This is a genomic window from Haemophilus sp. 27098_8_127 (genome assembly GCF_041433495.1).
In the GTDB taxonomy this organism is placed as follows: Bacteria; Pseudomonadota; Gammaproteobacteria; order Enterobacterales; family Pasteurellaceae; genus Haemophilus_D.
Map to the genome: position 1 here is coordinate 19,234 of NZ_JAPWBP010000004.1, position 21,796 is coordinate 41,029.

At 40.7% G+C, this 21,796-nt stretch carries 20 protein-coding genes; 6 read left to right on the forward strand and 14 right to left on the reverse strand.

Translation table 11 applies throughout. The annotated features are described in order from the left end of the window. Positions 1-136: 136 nt before the first annotated feature. From rep to waaA, 4 genes are read right to left on the reverse strand one after another with little or no spacing between them, the layout of a single operon-like run. On the reverse strand, positions 137-2,149 hold the full coding sequence (gene rep / locus O3746_RS05915; protein ID WP_049369940.1) for a DNA helicase Rep: 2,013 nt from the start codon (positions 2,147-2,149) through the stop codon (positions 137-139). Positions 2,150-2,162: 13 nt separating this feature from the next. Beyond that, complete coding sequence (locus O3746_RS05920) at positions 2,163-2,375, reverse strand: YceK/YidQ family lipoprotein (protein ID WP_049369941.1); 213 nt, start codon at positions 2,373-2,375, stop codon at positions 2,163-2,165. Further along, on the reverse strand, positions 2,372-2,848 hold the full coding sequence (coaD, locus tag O3746_RS05925; RefSeq protein WP_049369942.1) for a pantetheine-phosphate adenylyltransferase: 477 nt from the start codon (positions 2,846-2,848) through the stop codon (positions 2,372-2,374). The genes O3746_RS05920 and coaD overlap by 4 nt, the downstream gene beginning before the upstream one ends. Next, positions 2,845-4,140, reverse strand: coding sequence for a lipid IV(A) 3-deoxy-D-manno-octulosonic acid transferase (gene waaA / locus O3746_RS05930; protein ID WP_197560883.1), 1,296 nt, complete (start codon positions 4,138-4,140; stop codon positions 2,845-2,847). The genes coaD and waaA overlap by 4 nt, the downstream gene beginning before the upstream one ends. A 61-nt stretch (positions 4,141-4,201) precedes the next feature. On the opposite strand from waaA, the gene O3746_RS05935 reads away from it, so the two are divergent. Next, positions 4,202-4,960, forward strand: a complete 759-nt coding sequence (locus tag O3746_RS05935; protein ID WP_070868227.1) for a glycosyltransferase family 2 protein — start codon at positions 4,202-4,204, stop codon at positions 4,958-4,960. 63 nt (positions 4,961-5,023) lie between these two features. Here the strand turns inward: O3746_RS05935 and tpiA are convergent, their stop codons facing one another. Continuing rightward, positions 5,024-5,791: a triose-phosphate isomerase gene (gene tpiA, locus O3746_RS05940; protein WP_049365182.1), complete on the reverse strand. Its 768-nt coding sequence runs from the start codon at positions 5,789-5,791 to the stop codon at positions 5,024-5,026. Between the two features lie 200 nt (positions 5,792-5,991). Here tpiA and O3746_RS05945 point away from each other — a divergent pair, with 200 nt between their 5' ends. Both O3746_RS05945 and xerC read left to right on the forward strand, forming a co-directional pair. Beyond that, positions 5,992-6,426 carry a GNAT family N-acetyltransferase gene (locus O3746_RS05945; RefSeq protein ID WP_070868226.1) on the forward strand — a complete coding sequence of 145 codons (435 nt, stop codon included), beginning with the start codon at positions 5,992-5,994 and terminating at the stop codon, positions 6,424-6,426. After that, positions 6,426-7,313 (forward strand): tyrosine recombinase XerC, encoded by an 888-nt coding sequence (gene xerC, locus O3746_RS05950; protein ID WP_014064388.1) that lies wholly within the window; start codon positions 6,426-6,428, stop codon positions 7,311-7,313. Before O3746_RS05945 ends, xerC begins: the two co-directional genes overlap by 1 nt. A gap of 83 nt (positions 7,314-7,396) precedes the next feature. Here xerC and lptD read toward each other — a convergent pair whose 3' ends face one another. The 6 genes from lptD to O3746_RS05980 are packed head-to-tail and all read right to left on the reverse strand — an operon-like array spanning position 7,397 to position 14,172. Further along, positions 7,397-9,739: an LPS assembly protein LptD gene (gene lptD, locus O3746_RS05955; protein WP_371448099.1), complete on the reverse strand. Its 2,343-nt coding sequence runs from the start codon at positions 9,737-9,739 to the stop codon at positions 7,397-7,399. 46 nt (positions 9,740-9,785) lie between these two features. Then, positions 9,786-10,337, reverse strand: a complete 552-nt coding sequence (locus O3746_RS05960) for a DNA-3-methyladenine glycosylase I (protein ID WP_005699086.1) — start codon at positions 10,335-10,337, stop codon at positions 9,786-9,788. Then, on the reverse strand, positions 10,334-11,152 hold the full coding sequence (gene aroE, locus O3746_RS05965) for a shikimate dehydrogenase (RefSeq protein WP_005699098.1): 819 nt from the start codon (positions 11,150-11,152) through the stop codon (positions 10,334-10,336). Before aroE ends, O3746_RS05960 begins: the two co-directional genes overlap by 4 nt. 3 nt (positions 11,153-11,155) lie before the next feature. Continuing rightward, positions 11,156-11,707, reverse strand: a complete 552-nt coding sequence (locus tag O3746_RS05970) for a Sua5/YciO/YrdC/YwlC family protein (protein WP_005699170.1) — start codon at positions 11,705-11,707, stop codon at positions 11,156-11,158. Further along, positions 11,704-12,246, reverse strand: a complete 543-nt coding sequence (locus O3746_RS05975) for a type I DNA topoisomerase (RefSeq protein ID WP_049366632.1) — start codon at positions 12,244-12,246, stop codon at positions 11,704-11,706. The genes O3746_RS05970 and O3746_RS05975 overlap by 4 nt, the downstream gene beginning before the upstream one ends. Positions 12,247-12,255: 9 nt before the next feature. After that, positions 12,256-14,172, reverse strand: coding sequence for an ABC transporter ATP-binding protein (locus tag O3746_RS05980; RefSeq protein ID WP_371448104.1), 1,917 nt, complete (start codon positions 14,170-14,172; stop codon positions 12,256-12,258). A gap of 140 nt (positions 14,173-14,312) precedes the next feature. Between O3746_RS05980 and O3746_RS05985 the strand changes: the two genes are divergently transcribed. Further along, positions 14,313-15,350 carry an LLM class flavin-dependent oxidoreductase gene (locus tag O3746_RS05985; RefSeq protein ID WP_371448106.1) on the forward strand — a complete coding sequence of 346 codons (1,038 nt, stop codon included), beginning with the start codon at positions 14,313-14,315 and terminating at the stop codon, positions 15,348-15,350. Positions 15,351-15,403: 53 nt separating this feature from the next. Here O3746_RS05985 and glpE read toward each other — a convergent pair whose 3' ends face one another. Genes glpE through ilvY form a run of 3 tightly spaced genes read right to left on the reverse strand, consistent with a single transcriptional unit; the run spans position 15,404 to position 17,509 of the window. Beyond that, positions 15,404-15,721 carry a thiosulfate sulfurtransferase GlpE gene (glpE, locus tag O3746_RS05990; protein WP_111328703.1) on the reverse strand — a complete coding sequence of 106 codons (318 nt, stop codon included), beginning with the start codon at positions 15,719-15,721 and terminating at the stop codon, positions 15,404-15,406. Continuing rightward, complete coding sequence (gene rarD / locus O3746_RS05995) at positions 15,711-16,598, reverse strand: EamA family transporter RarD (RefSeq protein ID WP_115911664.1); 888 nt, start codon at positions 16,596-16,598, stop codon at positions 15,711-15,713. Before rarD ends, glpE begins: the two co-directional genes overlap by 11 nt. A gap of 32 nt (positions 16,599-16,630) precedes the next feature. Continuing rightward, entirely contained in the window at positions 16,631-17,509 is an 879-nt protein-coding gene (gene ilvY, locus O3746_RS06000; protein ID WP_049366637.1) for an HTH-type transcriptional activator IlvY, read from the reverse strand. Positions 17,510-17,674: 165 nt separating this feature from the next. Here ilvY and ilvC point away from each other — a divergent pair, with 165 nt between their 5' ends. After that, positions 17,675-19,156: a ketol-acid reductoisomerase gene (gene ilvC / locus O3746_RS06005; RefSeq protein ID WP_049373691.1), complete on the forward strand. Its 1,482-nt coding sequence runs from the start codon at positions 17,675-17,677 to the stop codon at positions 19,154-19,156. Between the two features lie 70 nt (positions 19,157-19,226). Continuing rightward, the gene (locus O3746_RS06010; RefSeq protein ID WP_049384669.1) at positions 19,227-21,749 is read left to right on the forward strand and encodes an autotransporter outer membrane beta-barrel domain-containing protein; all 2,523 of its coding nucleotides are present in this window, start codon (positions 19,227-19,229) and stop codon (positions 21,747-21,749) included. Positions 21,750-21,796 lie beyond the last annotated feature (47 nt).

Below are 21,796 nucleotides of genomic sequence, written 5' to 3' on the forward strand. Positions count from 1 at the left end.
TACGTTTTTTTGAAAATATGTCAAATCATTTTTTGAAAAAGCGATGTTGGTTGCTTGATTTATCTACATTTTGCATAAATAAAGTGCGGTTGAAAAAACAAATATATTTCTCACCGCACTTTAATTTTTATCATCTCTAGCCTTTTAAAATTGCCCGCAGACGATCAAGCTGACTAGACGTTTGTTGTTGCTTCTGCTCTGCCGTTAATTTTGGCTTATCTTTTTCCCATTGCACATCATCTTGTGGCAACTCAGCCAAGAAACGACTAGGTTCTGGGCGAATTAACTCGCCAAACTGACGCCGTTCACGACAAAGAGAAAAAGTCAGCGTTTGTTGTGCTCGCGTAATGCCCACATAAGCTAGACGGCGTTCTTCTTCCACATTGTCTTCATCAATACTGGTTTGATGCGGCAAAATCCCCTCTTCCATACCAATTAAATACACATGGGGAAACTCTAAACCTTTAGAGGCATGCAGCGTCATCAATTGCACTTGATCGCTCTCGTCATCGTCTTCGCCACGTTCCATCATGTCGCGCAAGGTTAAACGAGTGACCACTTGATTTAAATTCATTGGTTCATTCACTTCATCGCCTTTGAGCATATCCTCTACCCAGCTAAATAAGGTTGCCACGTTTTTACTTTGCATTTCGGCAGCTTTCGGGCTGGTGGCATACTCATACAAATATTCTTCGTAATGCAATGAAGAAAGTAAAGAACGCACAGCCGTTTCAGGATCGGAACGTAAACTTTGATCGTTTAACTCCACAATCCAACGACCAAATTTTTGCAAAGCATCATAGGCTTTCGGTGTAACACGTTGCATGAGTTCAAACTCAAAAATCGCCTCAAATAAGCTGATATGTTTTTCCTGTGCCAACTCGCCTAGTTTTTGCAATGTTGCGGTACCAATTTCCCTTCTCGGTGTATTCACAATACGCAAGAAAGCCGCATCATCGTCTTGATTTACCACTAAACGCAGGTAAGCCATCATGTCCTTAATTTCAGCACGAGAGAAAAAAGACGTGCCACCAGAAATTTTGTACGGAATGCGGTTTTGCATCAGCACTTTTTCCAATAGACGAGATTGATGATTACCGCGATATAAAATCGCATAATCCTTAAATTTGGTTTTACGGCTAAAACGATGAGCAATTAATTCTGCCACAATCCGTTCGGCTTCATGCTCTTCATTTTTCGCTTCAATGACTTGCAGTTTTTCACCTTCGCCCAAGTTAGAAAACAGTTTTTTATCGAACACGTGCTCGTTGTTATCAATTAAAATGTTAGCACAATGCAAAATACGATGAGTGGAACGGTAATTTTGTTCTAATTTGATGACTTGCAAACGCGGAAAATCATCACGTAAGCGCACCATATTTTGCGGTCGAGCACCTCGCCAAGAATAAATGGATTGGTCGTCATCTCCTACCACCGTAAAGCAAGCTCTCTCACCAACGAGTAGTTTGATGAGTTCATATTGGCTAGTATTGGTATCTTGATATTCATCCACCAACAAATAACGGATTTTCTCCTGCCATTTTGACCGCACTTCTTCGTTCTGTTTGAAAAGCAAGGTCGGTAACATAATCAAATCATCAAAATCCAACGCATTATAAGCACGAATTTGCGCCGCATAACGCTCATAACATTTAGCAAAGGTTTGATATTTAGCATCTTTCGCTAAGGCATAAGCCTGTTTTGGCGAAACCAAATCATTCTTCCAATTGGAAATAACGGAAATTAATTCACGCAGTAAGTCTTTATCTTCCTGCAGCATATCTGCCGTCAGCTCTTTGAGTAAGGCAAGTTGATCGTGCTCATCAAACAAGGTCATATTGGATTTAAAGCCTAACGCTTTATATTCCCGTTTGATAATGTCGAAACCTAAGGTATGGAAAGTGGAAACAATCAATCCTTTGGATTTTTCTTTACCAATCGAATGGGCTACACGCTCTTTCATTTCACGAGCGGCTTTGTTGGTAAAAGTTACGGCGGCGATCTGTTTAGGTAAATAACCGCAATGTTCAATCAAATGAGCAATCTTATTGATGATCACGCGAGTTTTGCCTGAGCCTGCGCCAGCTAGCACCAAACAAGGTCCGCTGACATATTCGACAGCCTGTTGTTGTTGAGGATTGAGTTTCATATCTTAATGCAAATTAATTTGACCACGCATAAGGCAATAATGCGGTATCTAATAAAAATGACAGTGGCAAATCTAAAATAGGTAAGCCCCATTTTTGTGCCATCTCTAAATCATAAGCCGCACCCGCGTAAGGCGTGTATTTCTCCGATGGGTCAATTAATTTCACCACCGTACCACAACCCGTTAACACTAAAAATGCGGTTAAAATTAGAAGTGTTTTTTTCATTCACGACGTGCTTGTAAAGCTAAATAGACGGCTTCCGGCACCAGTTCTTTTACATTGCCATGATGCAAATAAATTTCTCGTACAATCGTGGAAGACACAAACGCCCATTTTTCTGTTGGGGGGAAGAACAAACTATCCACACCATCAGTTAATAAACGGTTTAACGCGGCCAGTTGTAATTCATATTCGAAGTCAGTCGTTGTACGCACGCCACGAATAATGGCGGTAATCTTTTTCGTTTTGATTTCATTCGCGAGTAAATCAGAGAAGCCAAATACTTCCACATTGGACAAATGAGCGACCGATTGACGCACGAGCTCAACGCGTTCTTCCAATGAGAACAATGGCTTTTTGCTCGGACTATTCGCCACCGCGACAAAAACTTTCGGAAAAATGACCGCACTTCGCGCAATGATATCTAAATGCCCGTTGGTAATCGGGTCGAACGTGCCGGGGTAAATTACGCTTGTCATTTATGGTTCTCCGAAATATTGGTTAAATAAGGATGAAGCAAATCTAAAAGTCGCTGTAATGCACCACGATTTTCAATTAACACCTCATAGCCTGCATTGCCTAAACGATGACGCGCTTCTTTTGAATTCAATAACTTATCAATAATATCTGCCAATGCTTTTTCTGTTGAGTTGATTTGCAATACACCTTGTACTTCTAGCAACGAAGTAAAGACTTCAGGGAAATTGAAAGTATACTTTCCGCTCACAACGGGTAATTTAAAGGCTAGAGGCTCTAGAGGATTATGTCCCCCATGTTTGACCAAACTTCCACCGACAAATGCAATATCAGAAATACCATACATCAACATCAATTCACCCATGGTATCGCCTAGAATCACTTGAGTATTATCTGAAGGAATCTCACCCGTTGAACGGCGGATAAAGTTAAAGTGGGCTTTTTCAATTAAATCAGCCACAGGATTAAAACGCTCAGGATGACGAGGTACAAGCAATAACAGCAAGTTTGGATGTTTTTTCAGTAGCAAATGATGCGCTTGTAAAATAAGCTCTTCTTCCCCTTCATGGGTACTCGCCGCAATCCAAATCTGACGATCTTTCGCCCAGCTTTCATGAAGTGTTGCAATGTCTTTGAGTAATTCGTCACTGACCACAAGATCATATTTAATATTGCCGGTTAATTGAAGGCGTTCTTTTTCATAACCTAACTCTAAATAACGCTTTCCGCTAATACTATCTTGCGGTGCAATCAAGCTGATTTGAGAAAACATTCGTTGTAGATGTTGTTTAACTTTGCCATAACGTCTCGCTGAACGCGCAGAAAGACGAGCATTCGCCACAATGAAAGGAATATTTCGATGAGCCAAACAATCAATCAAATTTGGCCAAAGCTCCGTTTCAATCACGATGAATACTTTAGGTTGAATAAAATCAATAAAACGATTGATGACACAAGGTAAATCGTAAGGCAAATAACAATGCGTCACACTTTCCCCGAATGCGGCTTTTACGCGTTCAGAGCCTGTTGGTGTAACCGTTGTAAACGTGATTGGTAAATGTGGATATTCCTTCTGAATACGTTTTACTAGCGGTGTGGCTGCAATCACTTCACCGACTGATGCAGCATGAATGACGATCCCATCTTGCACGGGCTTAGCAAGAGTCGCATAAATACCATATCGCTCGCCTAAACGCTTACGATAATTCGGCGCCTTGAGACTTCGTAGCAACATGAAGAACAAGACAAAAGGCTGAATCAGATACATCAGGCAGGTATAAAAAAAACGCCACATAAAATAAATTCGGTTATACTTACAAAAATTTCGGCTAGTATAGCAAAAAAAGGATCAAAATATGCCAACAATTAGCGTTGCCATGATTGTCAAAAATGAAGCGGCAGATCTCGCTCAATGTCTCGATACGGTAAAAGATTGGGTAGATGAAATCATTATCGTCGATTCAGGCAGTACTGATAATACCCAAGAAATCGCAGAACAATATGGTGCAAAATTTTATTCGCATCCTGATTGGCCAGGCTTTGGCAAACAACGCCAACGTGCACAACAATATGTCACCTGTGATTATGTTTTATGGTTAGATGCCGATGAACGCGTCACTCCGAAACTTCGTGAATCCATTCAACAAGCAGTTCAACAAGATACGCCAAATACGGTTTATGATATTCCTCGTGTGAGTGAAGTGTTTGGGCGTGAGATTCGTCATTCTGGTTGGTATCCGGATTATGTGGTGCGTTTATATCGCACAAATTATGCGGGATATAACGATTCTCTGGTACATGAAAAAGTAGTTTATCCTGAAAACACGAAAGTACAGAAATTAACTGGCGATCTAGAGCATTTCACCTATAAAAGCATCCATCACTATTTGGTGAAATCTGCAGGCTACGCCAAAGCTTGGGCAGACCAACGCCAAACCAAAGGGAAAAAAGCGACGTTATGGCAAGGTATTAGCCATGCGATTGGTTGCTTTGTCAAAATGTACATTTTAAAAGCCGGTTTCTTAGATGGGAAACAAGGTTTTCTGCTTGCAGTACTTTCTGCCCACTCCACCTTTGTGAAATATGCTGATTTGTGGGAACGCAATCAACATTAATCAAAAACAAAAAGTGCGGTTAATTTTAATCGCACTTTTTTTATCTCTTTTAGGACAAGAAAATTAGTTTTTCGCTGCTGCCGCTGCTTTCACGATTACTGCAAACGCAGGCGCTTTAAGTGAAGCTCCGCCCACTAACGCACCATCGATATCTGGTTGAGTGAATAATTCTGCTGCGTTAGCATCATTTACTGAACCACCGTATTGAATGATCACTTGATCTGCTACAGCTTGTGATTTTGCTGCGATGTGGCCACGGATAAATGCGTGAACAGCTTGAGCTTGTGCTGGAGTTGCTGATTTCCCCGTGCCGATTGCCCAAATTGGTTCATAAGCAATCACGGCACCATTAAATGCTTCTACACCTAATGCGTTGATCACTGCATCAATTTGACGCGCACATACTTCTTCCGTTTTGCCAGCTTCGTTTTCAGCTTCAGTTTCACCGATACATAATACTGGCACTAAACCTGCTTCTTTTAATGCACCAAATTTTTTCGCTACGAATTCGTCGCTTTCTTTATGGTAAGTACGACGCTCAGAGTGACCGATAATGATGTATTTTGCACCAAAATCTTTTAACATTTCAGTTGAAATATCGCCGGTGAAAGCACCTTTAACATTCACATCAACGTTTTGTGCACCTAAAGCAATTTGGCTGCCTGCAAGTGCCGCTTCAGCTGTACCTAAGTACATAACAGGTGGGGCAATTGCCACATCACAACCTGTTACACCTTGTAATTCAGCTTTTAATCCTTCGATTAATTCTTTGGTAAAGGCTTTGGAACCGTTTAATTTCCAGTTACCCATCACTAAAGGACGACGTGCCATTTTTTGTTTCTCCATATTGAATAAATAAAAAGTATGTTTACTATACCAAACTTTGAACAGATTTCTTTGTGCAAAATCACATTTTGAAAATTTTTTTGGGGAAATGATGATTATTTTGTGCTAAAAAGCTACAATCTACTGTACGGAACCGATAAAAAATAACCAATTTTATAAATAAACGGAAAATAGGTCTGGTAACAATGAAAATTTTCAAAGCCGAACAATGGAATATAGAAGTGCTTGCTCCACTCTTTGAAGCCTATCGACTTGCCAACGGAATGAGTGAAAATCCTGACCGCACTTTAACCTTTCTAACAAATCGTATGCGTTTTAATGAAAGCATGTTTTTTATTGCTGTAAACGAAAATGCACAAGCGATTGGCTTTGTTCAACTTTATCCTCGCTTATCTTCTTTACAACTACAACGCTATTGGCAATTAACTGATATTTTTGTCAAAGAAGATAAACATCAAGCCGAGATTTATGCAGCGCTTATTTCTAAAGCAAAAGAGTTTGTCCGTTATACACAATCTAACCGTTTAGTAGCGGAATTAAGCCAAGCTCAACAGAGTATTTTAGAACGCGAAGGATTTAAGCTAAACACGAAAAAAAGTTTGTTTGAATTAACTCTCTAATGCATACGCTCCTCAATCAATATTGGGATTACTTGCGAATTGAACGCCAAGTAAGCCCACATACCCTCACTAATTATCAACATCAACTGGATGCCATTTTAGCGATTCTCGCTGAAAAAGGTATTCAGCACTGGCAGCAAGTAAATCCAAGCGTGGTTCGCCTTATTTTGGCGGAAAGCCGTAAGCAAGGTTTAAAAGAAAAGAGCTTGGCATTACGTTTATCAGCTCTTCGTCAGTTTTTCAGCTATCTTGTGCAACAAGGGCAAATGAAAGTGAATCCGGCAACGGGTATTTCAGCGCCGAAACAAGGCAAACATTTACCAAAAAATATTGATGCTGAACAGGTCCAAAAATTGCTTTCAAATGACAGCAAAGATCCGATTGATTTGCGTGATCGCGCCATGATGGAATTGATGTATAGCTCGGGGCTTCGCTTATCTGAATTGCAAGGCTTAAACCTCAATAGCATTAACACTCGAGTACGAGAAGTCAGAGTGATTGGTAAAGGGAACAAAGAACGTATTGTGCCTTTTGGACGCTATGCTTCTCATGCAATTCAGCAATGGTTGAAAGTACGCCCTTTATTTAATCCAAAGGATGACGCCCTTTTTGTGAGCCAACAGGGAAATCGCCTTACTCATCGCTCTATTCAAAAACGAATGGAAACCTGGGGCATCCGACAAGGATTAAACAGCCATCTCAATCCGCATAAACTGCGTCACTCTTTTGCTACTCACATGCTGGAAGCGAGTTCAGATTTGCGTGCTGTTCAAGAGCTTTTAGGACACAGCAATTTGTCCACCACGCAAATTTATACGCATTTAAATTTCCAACATCTTGCTGAAGTGTATGATCAAGCCCATCCTCGAGCAAAACGAAAAAAATAAACAAAGTGCGGTCAAAAATCGTCGTCTTTTTAACCGTACTTCTAAACAAAAAGGCTACCTTTTGGTAGCCTTTATTCATTCAACTATAAGCTAAATGCTTGAATATAAGGAAGTTTACCTTTCTTCAGCATGTCTTCAATACCGCTTTGGTGATCATTTTCACCTAAACCACGTAATTCGAAGGTGACACCAACACTGTTGTCATAAACCACTTGATCGTTACGTTGATTTTGGCGACTCGTCACATAACGTCTTGCGCCAACGCCTAAAGACCAACAGCACGAGTTATATTGCACGCCCACATATTGCTCAACCGGTTTTTTCAATGCAATATCTTGATAGTATTTTCCAACAAGCGCCCAGTTATCCGACACTTCCCATGCAGCCACAACACCAACCTGTTTAATGTCTTGTTGATAACGGTTTGCGGAAGCACCCAAGTTTTGGTTGATGTACTCTTTGCTCGCATAACGATAATTTAACTGAATCAGATTATTCTTCATCGGGTTAAATTCCAAACTACTATTCGCCAATGAGGCTTTATCTAGCAATGTATCGTATTGGTAGCTACCGCGCCAATTCCATTTATCGTTAATTTTCCAGTTAGACTCCAAGGCCCAAGAAGAAGAGGATTTTGGCGTACGATTATTTGGATTATCATCAATTTTTGATGCCGTTAAATAATAAATTTGTCCTGCTGAGAAATTGAAACGCTCATCGGCATTTCTATCATAAAAACGAGTTGTTCCCCCAACTGTCACTTGGTTTGCTGATGAAATACGGTCTAAACCACTATAACGACGATCTCGGAACAAAGAATAATAATCTTGTTGAACTAGCGCAGAATCATAACCAAAACCAAGGTAATTATTTACACGTTTTGAACCAATATTACTTTGATCTTTGTATGGTCGATACAGATATTGAACATGAGGTTCAAGCGTTTGTGTATAACCATCAAATAAAGTTTTATTACTCGCTAAAACCGTTTGTAAATCTACTTTTAATTGTGGCAATACACGATTTACCGATTTTTGTACGTCTTCTGCTGCAGAAGATGAACCTTTTTTCTGGTTATAATGGGTCGCGTAAAGTTTAGTCTCAATATTCAAGCTACCATATTTATTTGACATTGCTGTAGACAAGCTTGGTTCAACATGAAAACGCCATGCTTTTGGCATCAAAGCACTATCATTATCAAAGCGTACTGCTTGCGAAAATAATTTAAAATCTACCCAACCGTTCGCCAAATCATTTTTGTAATAATTGAAGTCAATTTGTGGCATCGCACGATAAGGCCCGATATCGACTTCATCAAAAATCTGGAACTGACGTGCGGAAATGGCGATATTATAGTTAGGTTGATAATATGCAATACGAGCATACTGGTTCGCATAACCATCAGTACTGTTACCATAATCTGAATCAAAATCAGTAAAATAACGTTTATCACTTACCTTAGTATAATCAACATTTAAACGCCAATTTTCAAGAAAAGAGGAATTATGGTTCCAATAGAATAAATGACGCTTACGGTTATCACTGATGTATTCATCGTAGCGATCACGTCCTAAATATTCGCCAGCAAGTTTACCTTCACCAACGGGTGTTAAATAACGAAACTCACCATTTAATTGCCAACCACGACGAGACATATATTTTGGTGCAAATGTGGCATCGTAATTTGGTGCAATATTCCAATAAATTGGTTGTTTATACCAATAGCCATCACGGCTAGAATGACCAACTGTTGGCATTAATAAACCTGAACGACGGCGATCACCAATCGGTAATTGCAGATAAGGGGTATAGAATACTGGCACACCTAATACTTTAAAACGTGCATGCCAAAATTCAGCATATTCTTCTTTAATGTGCTGACGAATCTCAGAGGCGTCTACCGCCCAAGCATTATCATCGGGTAAACAAGAGGTAAATGTCGCATTTTTCATTAAACGGTAATTATCACCTAACTCAATTTCTTGTGCTTTACCGCGGCCTTGACGTCCTACAAGTTGGTAGTCTGCATCGGTTACGTTACCGTTTTTGCTATCTAAATTAAAACTCGCATCATTACCTAATAGATTAATTTGATTATCTTTGTAATCAAATCCGCCTCGCAAATAAGCCCATCGTTGAGTTTGGTTGCCCTCACCTGTTTGTTTGACTTCAACTGAATTCCCTACCAAATGGCGGTTTCCTTGTTTCAAATCCACATTGCCTTGATAAATCGCCTGAGTTGGCTGATTAATCTCTGCTTTATCTGCTTCAATATAAACCGGTAAATTATTAACATCACCTTTCACGACTTCCCCAGTAAAGTGAGGCACGCCGAGTAAGCATTGAGCATGCAGATCGGCCAAACTTTGTTGACTATAAAATGCGGTCAGAATTGAGATTGAAATTAAGGTATATTTTTTATTCATAATTCAGTTCTTATTCAGATGAAACTAGGGGGATTATACTGGAATATCATTTACAACAACAGCCATTTATATGGTCGTTAACTAACCCCATAGATTGCATAAAGGCATAACATGTGGTTTCCCCAACAAAGACAAAACCACGTTTCTTCAACGCTTTTGACATTGCTTTTGAGATTTCAGTTCTAGCGGGCACCACAGAAATATCGGGGACATCATTAATAATCGGTTGATGATTCACAAACGACCACACAAAATCACTGAAATTTTCACCGCACTTTTCCATGGCTAGATAGGCTTTGGCATTTTTCACAATGGCTTCCAGTTTTGCCCGATGGCGAATAAGCCCGGTATTTTCCATGCAACGATCAATATCCTGTTCGGTCATTTGCTCGATTTTGGCTGGGTCAAATTGATGGAAGGCTGCTCGATAGGCTTCGCGTTTTTTCAATACGGTGATCCAGGAAAGCCCCGCTTGTTGCCCTTCTAAACAAATTTTTTCAAATAGCTTTTGGCTATCAAATTGTGGCTTGCCCCATTCCTTGTCATGGTAGTCGATATAAATTGGAAGTTCACCCACCCAAGGGCATCTTGTACTCATGCCATATCCTTTTTGAGTTGTTCATAGATTGCGACAAAATCGGGCATTACCCCACGCCATAAACAAAATGAATGGGCGGCTTGCGCCACCAACATACCAAAACCATCGCTGACATTATTCAGACCTAAGGATTTACAGTAGGCAATAAAAGGCGTATCGCTGCCTTTGGCATATTGCATGTCATAACAGGCGTGGACCTCTGATAAGATTGAGGCATCAACAGCGGCGGTATGTCCGCTTAATCCAGCCGAAGTTGCATTGATCACTAAATCGTAGGTTTGCGCGGGAATCGCACCCATCGCGACAGCTTCAATTGTGCCGTAAGGCTTGAACTTATCTGCCAGTTGTTGTGCTTTTTCTAGGGTGCGGTTAGCCAAGACAATCTGCTGCTGTGCTTCCAATAAAGGCAGTAATACTCCTTTGGTTGCTCCGCCAGCACCTAAAATTAAAATGCGTTGTTGTGGCTGAATCCAACCTAAGCGTTGTAAATCTGTCACTAAACCAATGCCATCGGTATTGTCCGCATAAAGTTTGCCGTTAGATAATTTTTTTAGTGTATTACAGGCTTCTGCCAGTTTCGCCCGTTCGCTATGTTCGTCAGCGAGCGCATAGGCGCGTTCTTTAAATGGTGCAGTGATATTGCAACCTTGTGCTCCTTCAGAAAAAAAGGCCTGCAATTGCTGCTCAAAATCCTCAAGATCACCTAATTTGGCAACATATTCCATCGTTTGCTGGGTTAGCTTGGCAAATAAGCGATGAATCAACGGGGATTTACTTTGGGCAATCGGATTGCCCCAAACGGCATAGTGCTGCATATCTTATCCTTGTCTGAATAGTTGGTTTGTGAGCAAATCGCGAATTTCCGATGGATTTTGTGCTTGGCCGACTGCTTCATCAAGCACGGGAAAATCTGCCCCAAATTGGGAACGCACAGCATCTGCGTTGCGGCAAGGTGATAAACCAGTTAAATTCGCACTGGTCGAGGTGAGGGCAAAGCCTGTTTTTTCGCATAAGGCTTTGACGGCAGGATGAGTACATAAACGCACCGCAATGCTATTAAATTGCCCCGTCAGAAAATGTGGGACTTCTGCCTTTGCCGGCACCACCCAGGTGATTGGATGTTCATATTGTGCCTGTAAGCGTGCAAGCTGTTCGTCAGACAAATGGGAAAAATCAACAAAAGGCTGCAAAAAATGCAAGCTCGGCGCGACTAAAATAAGGCCTTTTTCAATCGGACGTTGTTTTAAATCAAGCAATTTTCTGACCGCACTTTCACTTAGTGGATTACAGCCCAAACCGAATACCGCCTCAGTAGGATAGGCAACGACTTCGTCTTGCATTAAACGGGTGGCAATTTGTTGTACATTCATTTTTCGTTCTCAAAAATATGTCGACAGCCTTTATTCGCACACTGCCACACTTGCTGTTCGGCATTTTCACTTTTTAATAGCGCAAGTGGAAAATGGCATTGTGGACAAGGCATGGCATAGGGTTTTGCCGGCAAGGAAAATTTACAATGGGGAAAGTTATCGCAACCATAAAAGATTTTCCCTTGTCGTCCGCGACGGGCAACCAAATGTCCTTTATGGCATTCCGGGCAGTCTATAGATTGTTCTTCATCCTGTTGCTCATGCACCACAAAATCACAATCGGGATAATGACTACAACCGATGAACATGCCAAAGGCACCTTGTTTGAGTTGGAGTGGATTGCCACATTGCGGGCAGGTCTCATCAAGCTCTTTCAACACCTTATGTTCCACCTTATGCAAGGGGCGCAAATAATCACAGGCGGGATATGCGGTACAACCTAAAAACAGTCCCTTTTTACCCTGTTTCATTTGCAGAGGCGCGCCGCATTGTGGGCAATATTCTTCGTGTTTTGTGTGTTGGAAAAGACTTTGACTCATACGCTGTCCCTATGCTTGTAGCATTACTTCCAATTCTTCTTGGACCGCTAACCAATCCATTTCGACTTCTTCCAATGCTTTCTTCACCTCTACTTGCAGTGCCAAAAGTGCGGTCAATTTTTCTTTATTTTCTGCACTGTATAGTTCGGAATCTGCCAATTGGTTTTCAATCTCCGCAAGTTTGGAGGCATGCTTATTCATTTTTTCCTCCAATTGAGAGATTTGTTTACGAAGAGGTGCAGTTTGTTGGCGAAGTTCGGCCTCACGACGTTTTTGTTCCTTGCGATTTTGCATGGAATTTTCATTGTCGTCATTTTTCTCCGAGGATTTATTTTCTGGTGCACTGTTTTGTTCGTTAAGCCATTTTTGATAATCCTCTAAGTCGCCTTTGAATTCTTCCACTTTTTTATCGTGTACCAAATAGAATTCTTCCACGGTATTACGTAGTAAGTGACGATCATGGGAAACCACCACCAAAGAGCCCTCATAATCCACCAGCGCTTCGGTCAATGCCTGACGCATATCCAAATCCAAATGGTTAGTTGGTTCATCGAGCAGCAATAAGTTTGGTCGTTGCCAAACAATCAGTGCAAGCACCAAACGAGCTTTTTCTCCACCGGAAAAGGCTTTCACCTCTTGGTTAACTTTGTCACCATGGAACGCAAAACTCCCAAGATAATCCCGTACCTGTTGCTCCGTTTGCTCTGGTGCGAGTTTCTGCATGTGCCAGAGAGCGGATTCGTCTGCACGTAGCGTATCAAGCTGATGTTGCGCAAAATAGCCAAGTTGCACGCCTTTAGCTAATTGTACTGTACCAGAAAGGGCGGTGAGCTCACCGGCTAACAATTTGATTAAGGTTGATTTTCCTGCACCATTTTTCCCGAGCAAACCAATGCGTGAACCCGGTACTAAATTCAGCTTAATTTTACTTAAAATTTCTACCACACTTTCGCCGCTGCCATAACCTGCGCTCGCCTGCTCAATCATCACTAAAGGATTCGGCAAGGATAGTGGTGGACGGAATTCAAAAGTAAAAGGATTATCCACATAAGCCGGTGCAATCAGTTCCATGCGCTCTAAGGCTTTCATACGGCTTTGTGCTTGTTTAGCTTTGGTCGCTTTGGCTTTAAAGCGGTCGATATATTTTTGTAAATGAGAGATTTTTTGTTGTTGCTGACGATACATCGCTGTTTGTTGTGCTAATTTGGTTGCCCGCTGCACTTCAAAGGAAGAATAATCGCCCGTGTATTCATTGAGCTTCTGATTTTCGATATGGAGGATTTTTGTCACAATCGGATCGAGAAAATCACGGTCGTGGGAAATTAATACCAAGGTGCCTTGATATTGCACTAACCAACGTTCTAACCAAATAACCGCATCCAAATCCAAATGGTTGGTCGGCTCATCCAGCAATAATAAATCCGATGGACAAAGCAATGCTTGCGCCAAATTCAAGCGCATACGCCAACCACCAGAGAAGGATTTCACCGGTTGAGCGATTTCTTCTTGGTTAAAACCTAAACCATGCAATAAGGAAGCTGCGCGAGATTGAATTGTCCAAGCATCCAAGGTTTCTAATTGCCCGTGAATGCGCGCAATCGCATGGCCATCATTACGTTCATTGGCTTCATTAAGTTCCTGCTGCAAACGGCAATATTCGCGATCCCCTTGAATCACATAATCAATGGCGGGAATATCCAATGCTGGCGTTTCTTGATTCACCCAAGATACCCGCCAGTTGGATGGGTAAGTGACTTCGCCGCCCTCTGGCGTTAATTCTTTTTTTAATAGGGCAAAAAGAGACGACTTACCGCAACCATTCTTCCCCACCAAGCCGACTTTTTGTTTCGGATTGATGGTTGCCGTGGCATTTTCGAGCAATTCGGTTTGCCCGCGCTTTAGGGAAATATTATTAAATACAATCATTTTTTCGAATACATCTGAATTTGTGCCTATTTTGCAATATTTTTCCTTTTATCGGAACTGTCTATTCCAATTTTATCGATGTTTCTGCCAGAAAAAAACGTGTATAATGACGCTCAACAAATCAATCATGAGGAAATAAAATGAAGCTCTCTATTCTCAATCTCGCCCCTGTCCGAGAAGGACAAACTTATTTGCAAGCCGTTGAGTCTATGGTAAGTCTTGCAAAACATGCTGAGAACATTGGCATTGAACGCTATTGGATTGCTGAGCATCATAATATGAAAAATTTGGTGAGTTCAGCGACTGCACTTTTAATTCAACATACGCTAGCCAACACGAAAACTTTGCGCGTGGGATCGGGTGGAGTGATGTTACCGAATCATTCGCCGTATGTAGTCGCTGAGCAATATGGCACACTGGAGACGCTTTATCCAAACCGTGTTGAACTCGGTTTAGGCCGTGCACCAGGAACTGATATGCAAACGGCTGCAGCACTTCGTCGTGGACGAAACAGTCTGGATTTCCCTGCGGAAATTGCAGAACTTCGCGGTTACTTTAAAGATTCCAACCCTGTTTCGGCTTATCCTTCCGCTGGCTTGAATATACCGTTTTACATTTTAGGATCTAGCACCGAAAGTGCGTATCTTGCGGCAGAGCTTGGCTTGCCTTATGCCTTTGCTTCACACTTTGCGCCACGCATGATGGAAATGGCGGTGGAGATTTACCGCAAAAACTTCAAACCTTCTACCTATCTTGCTGAACCTTATGTCATCTTAGGTGTGAACGCGATTGTTGCTGAAACCGATAAAGAAGCGAAACAACTGGCGACAACACAAACACTATTTTTCTTAAGTATAGTGACTAATGCGCAACAAAATTTACAACCGCCTATGGCTTCAGAAGAAGATGTTTGGAAAACTCAAATGCACGCCCAAAAGAAACCACACTTTGGCCCAGTCGATTTCGAGGAAATCCCGATTTACAACCAAGAGCGTGCAGTAGTGGAACAAATGACTGCTTGTTCGCTTATCGGTAGTCCTGAAAGCGTGGATTTTCAACTCAAGCAATTACGTGAACGGGTACATTTTGATGAAATTATGGCAGTGAGCTATATTTTTGATGAACAAAAGCAAGCCCAATCTTACACGATGTTGAAAGCGATTGTGGATAAACAATAGCGAGACAAAAAGAAAAGTGCGGTGAATTTCACCGCACTTTAAATCAAAAAATATTAATAAGCCGTTTCTATTGGTAAACCGGCTTTCTCCCAGCCATCAAACCCACCAATGACGCTAAATACATTTTCATAGCCTTGCTCAACAAGGAAAGTTGCCACGTTTCGGCTGCTCACGCCATGATAACAACTCACGATAATCGGGGAGTCAAAGTCCACCTGTTCTTCAAATTGTAAAAAGCTTTGGTTGGTTAAATGAAAAGCCCCTTTCGCATGAGAATAGGTGAAACGTTGTGGATCCCGAATGTCTGCAAGCATGGCACCATTTTGCACCATTTCCCACGCTTGCTCTGGGCTAATTTCTTTAAACGACATGATTTTTTCCCTTTGCGCGTTGTTTATACACGCCATCAAAAATAATCAGGCTCATCGCCAATACTAAACAAATGAATAACGGATAGCTGTCCGTATCCATTTCCTCTCCAATTAAAAATGAAATAATCACCATCAAAATGGTTTCAACATAACCTAAAAGGCCAAGCAAATTCATCGGCAGCATATTGCTAGCAATAACATAAGCAATCAATGCTGAACCACTAATGAGCCCCAGCAATACCAATAATCCCCAAATATTAGGATTCAATTCCTGCACGGTGGCAAAATCGGTTTGAAGGGCAAAGTAAATGCTAACTGGCAATAATGCGATCATTTCTAAGCAAAAAGCACCGAGATCGGTATTTTTCAGGGCTTTTCGTATCGAGAAGTAAGTGGTATACCCCACACAGATAACAATAGCTTCCCAAGATAATTCGCCTTTCAAAACGATGTTAGAAATCACCCCTACTGCCGCAATTAATACGGCAATGAATTTCAATGTTGAAATCCTTTCTTTAAAAATGAGTCGCCCCGCAGCCACCATCACAATTGGTAACAATAAATAACCGAAAGAGACACTTAAGGAGCTACCATTATTGGGTGCCCACAAAAAGAGCCACATTTGATAACCCATTAATGCACCACAAATAATATAGGAAAGAGCAAATAGCGGTTGTTTTTTGATGCGTTTTAAATGCTCTGCCAATACCTGTTTTTGTTTAAACATGATGACGGAAAGGGCAACGAAAGGGAATGTAAATAGCATTCGGTAGCCGAAAATATCCGTGCCACTGAGCGGTTTCAGTAGCGTGGAAAAATAATACATATAGCCAAATAAAAGCGAGGCTAAAAGTGAAATAAGTATGCCTCTTAACATAATAAATCCTTAGGTTAATTCTGCTTATTATTTTAGTCTAACATCTCCCAAAATGCACGAATTAGGGGATTCGCTAAATTTCTTTTTTGCACACAAACGCCTAAATCAAATGCCTCGACTGGATTGTCTAAATTTAAACGAGACACGTCTTTTGACATCGGGTTATTATCAATCACCACATCAGGCAACATCGCTAATCCAAAACCGAGCGCTACCATTGGTACGATACCTTCGTGCCCCGCTACTGTGGCATAAATTTTTGGATGTTTAATGTGTTTGCTACGTAACCATTGTTCAATACGCTGCCGCGCCATTCCATCCAATGGCAAAATAAAAGGCATTTGCTGCCAATTGATGGGCTCTTCTTGCAATAATTGTGTGGCTAAACAAGCGACTCGAGGGGCAATTAATGAAAGGGAAATATCATCAATCTTATAAAACTCTAATCCTGTCGGCAGATTATTCGGTTTTCCCGCCAAAGCAAGATCCACCTGTTCCGATTGAATGAATTGCACCGCAGAAGCGGGGTCACCAGTAGTCAATTGAATTTCAACCTTTGGATAATGAGAACGAAATTTGGCTAACACCTGCGGCAAGTGGCTATATGAAGCCGTTACCGAACAAAATAAGCGTAACTCTCCGCTTAATTCCGCTGAATTATCCCGCAATTGGCGCTTAAACTGTTGCCAGTTTTGCCATTCTGCTTTCGCAAATTGCAGAAATCTCTCACCTTGTTCGGTTAAACGAACTTGGCGATTATCACGAATAAATAAAGATTGTTCTAATTCCTCTTCCATTCGTTGAATCTGGCGTGAAAGCGTAGACGGCGACATATGATTTTGCGTAGCGGTTTTAGCAAAATTTTGTGTGTCCGCAAGATGAAGAAATATTTGAAGGTCTTGAAAGTTCATATGTATCACTAAAATGCAAATATCGTTGCAAAAAATGCAACACTAAGTGTCAATAATATCACTTTACGCAATAATTAAAAATCTTATAATCCATGACACAACAAAAAACTATATTCAAACACAACCTCATACAAACATTAATCAACATCATATTAAGGATGAAAAATGGCTAACTATTTCAACACATTAAATTTACGCGAAAAATTAGATCAATTAGGTCGTTGTCGTTTTATGGATCGCAGCGAATTTGCTGACGGTTGCAACTACTTAAAAGGCAAAAAAATCGTTATCGTAGGTTGTGGTGCGCAAGGTTTAAACCAAGGTTTAAATATGCGTGACTCTGGCTTAGACATTTCTTATGCATTACGCCCTGAAGCGATTGCGGAAAAACGTGCTTCATTCCAACGTGCAACTGAAAATGGTTTTAAAGTGGGCACTTACCAAGAGTTAATCCCAACTGCAGACTTAGTGATTAACTTAACGCCAGACAAACAACACTCTAAAGTGGTGGCTGATGTGATGCCATTAATGAAAAAAGATTCTGCATTCGGTTACTCACACGGTTTCAACATCGTTGAAGTGGGTGAGCAAATCCGTGAAGACATCACTGTAGTCATGACTGCACCAAAATGTCCAGGTACTGAAGTACGTGAAGAATACAAACGTGGTTTCGGTGTACCAACATTAATCGCGGTTCACCCTGCAAATGACCCTCGTGGCGAAGGTATGGCAATTGCAAAAGCATGGGCAGCTGCAACCGGTGGTGACCGTGCAGGCGTATTAGAATCTTCGTTCGTCGCAGAAGTAAAATCTGACTTAATGGGTGAACAAACCATTCTTTGCGGTATGTTACAAGCAGGTTCAATCGTATGTTACGATAAACTTGTTGCTGACGGTAAAGATCCAGCATACGCAGGCAAACTTATCCAATACGGTTGGGAAACTATTACTGAAGCCTTAAAACAAGGCGGTATCACATTAATGATGGATCGCTTATCAAACAGCGCAAAATTACGTGCATTTGAACTTGCTGAACAAATCAAAGAAAGTCTTGGTTTCTTATATTACAAACACATGGATGACATCATCAGCGGTCACTTCTCAGCAACTATGATGGCTGACTGGGCAAATGGCGACAAAGATTTATTAGCATGGCGTGAAGCAACTGGCAAAACTGCCTTTGAAAACGCACCAAAAGCAGACGGCATCAAAATTTCTGAACAAGAATACTTTGATAACGGCGTATTAATGGTAGCAATGGTGAAAGCGGGTGTTGAATTAGCCTTTGATGCAATGGTAGCAAGCGGTATCTATGAAGAGTCAGCTTACTATGAATCACTTCACGAATTACCGTTAATCGCTAACACTATCGCGCGTAAACGTTTATACGAAATGAACGTGGTAATTTCTGATACTGCAGAATACGGTAACTACTTATTCTCTAACGTAGCGACCCCTATTCTTGCTAAAGAAATTATTCCAACCTTACAAAAAGGTGACTTAGGCGAGCCAACACCAGCGGTCGCTATCGACAACATCACCTTACGCGATGTAAACGATGCAATCCGTAACCACCCGGTTGAATTAATCGGTCAAGAGTTACGTGGCTACATGACAGATATGAAACGTATCGCTGTTGCAGGTTAATCATTAAATCGGTAAAATTCAAGCCAGCTTATTCAATAAGTTGGCTTTTTTATAATCCAAAGGAATTCATATGAAAAACAATAAAATTTTTAACCGCACTTTTAAAGTGAGTTTGGTGGCTATGGCGTTAGGATTAGTTAATTCGGCATGGGCCATTGATTATAAACTATATGAAGGTACCGTATATAAGAATCCGGAAAGAACTGACTCTGAAGTAAAAAATATGAATTTTAATTCAGATTATGGATATGATTTAACAAATAAAAAGAATCTTGCAACTGTATCTTTTCGAATGAAAAATGGTTTAAATAATAAGGATTATCCAACAGAATCACTAATTTTCCTTTATCCTCAATTTTCTAAGGGGCCTAGTTCATTAGAAATCAAACCTAATAGCACTTTCACATTATCGAAGGCTTTTCCTGAAAGTTCTGTTTTTGAATTGAGAGATGCAAATCTCAAATTCCACACCGGTAATATCAATTTATTTAAGGGGCTTTCAACAGTTAATGAAGAGGGCGAGTCAGTTTCAGGAAATTCAGCATTTGAACTTCAAAGTAATAGCACCATTGATATTGATTCAGTGAGTATTGTTAGTTTAGCTGAAGAGAGCATCGGGTACCAACTATTTGATAAATCTACAGCAAATATTACTAACTCCTCTATTTTTCTAGGGGGAGATAACAGCACTGCTGTAGATGCCGAAAACTCAGCATTAAATATCAAAAATTTAAATATCACGCTACAGCCAGCAGGTAGCGATAAATCAACTACTATTGCATACATATCTGAGAATACTACATTAAATATTGAGGACAGCTTGCTCACAATTGAAGCGAAAGGTCAAAGTAAAGGTTTAGGTTTTGTACTTGATGGTGGTATGACCAACATTACAAATTCCAACATTGAAAATAACACTGGAGATGTTGTTATTTTTACTAATAAACAAGATTCTCGAGATACAACAAATAATTACAGCTCAACAACAGTTAATCTAAAAAATACTAAAATCCCCGATGCAAAAGTATTGGTTGGATTAAACATGCCCGATCTAGCTGATACGGACTTATCTGAAGGAGAGAAAACTAGCTCACCTAGATTTGTGTTAAATGCAGATAACTCACAGTTAAATGGTGCAGTAAAGCAATATGACGGTACAAATAAAACGCCTGTTACATTAAATCTAACTAACAATACTACATGGGATTTAGTGGATAATTCAGAAGTAACAGACTTGCATTTAAATAACTCAGCGGTTTCTTTAACTAATACAAACGCTCCTTATGCAACATTAACTATCACGGGTAATCTCACTGGCTCAGGTATCTTCAACCTCAACACCAATATCGCTGAAAACAAAAGCGATAAAATCGTTGTTAAAGGTACTGCCGAAGGTAATCATAAAATTGGGGTAACTAACCAAGGTGCAAACGTTGCTAACGGCAAAGTGACACTTGTAGAAACCAATGGTGGTAATGCGGCGTTTAGCTTAACTAACCCGAATAATCGTGTAGATTTAGGGGCTTACCAATATTTTCTAACCAAAGAGGGAAATAATTGGGTATTAGCTAACTCTAAAAATGTAGTTACTCCAACTCCACCTGTTGCACCAGTTACACCAAGCAAACCAGTAGTGACCCCAAGCAAACCTGCGGTAACGCCTAGCACTCCAGTAGTAACCCCAAGTAATCCAGTAGTACCACCTGCAGTTCTACCAAGCACACCATTACTTTCAGACTTAGCGAATGCACAAGTTTCTCTTCGCCAAGCACAATTGCTTTTAGTGGAAGATGATTTAAATGGCATTCATCAACGTCTAGGTGAAGTGAAAAACGGTGAAAAAGGTAATGTATGGGTTCGTAATGTGAATTCTCGCCAAAAATTAGCCGCACTTTCGACAGGTGAGAGTGAAACTTCTGGCTTTAAACAAAACGTACATAGCTTACAAGTGGGCGCTGATGCTGCTGTAACAGATAACCTCCGTGTTGGTGGATTTGTTGGTCGTAGCCAAGCTAACGTTGATTTCAATGGTTATTACGGTGATGGCAAAGTAAGAGGCAACAGCGTGGGCTTATATGCAGCTTACCTTGCAGATAACGGTATTTATGTAGATAACATCGTGAAATACAGCCGTTTACACGCTAACTCAAATTACACTGAAAAACGCCATTACAACGCTTATACTATTTCGAGTGAATTAGGCAAACGCTTTAGCCTTGTGAACGATTGGACAATTACCCCGCAAGCACAATTAGCGTGGACACATATTTCATCACAAGAGAATGAAGATAGCTTATCTTCTGTGTATTCTCGAATTGGTTTACGTGTAGCCAAAGGCTTTGCATTAAGTAATGGTTGGAATTTACAACCTTATGCAGAAGTCAATGCGATTACTAGCAAAAACCGTAGCAGCAAAATTCATTACACAAACAGCGCACTTGATGTTGCAAGCAGCCGCGGACGTTTTGAAAGTGCGGTCGGCTTAAATGCTGGATTTGCAAATCATCGTTTTGGTTTAGAAGTAAGCCGTGCTGACGGTAAAAACTTCGATAAACCTTATGCAATTCAAGCAGTTTATCGCTATCAGTGGTAATATAAGAGGGCGGGTTAAAATCCGCCCTTTTTTTCTTTTTTACTCAA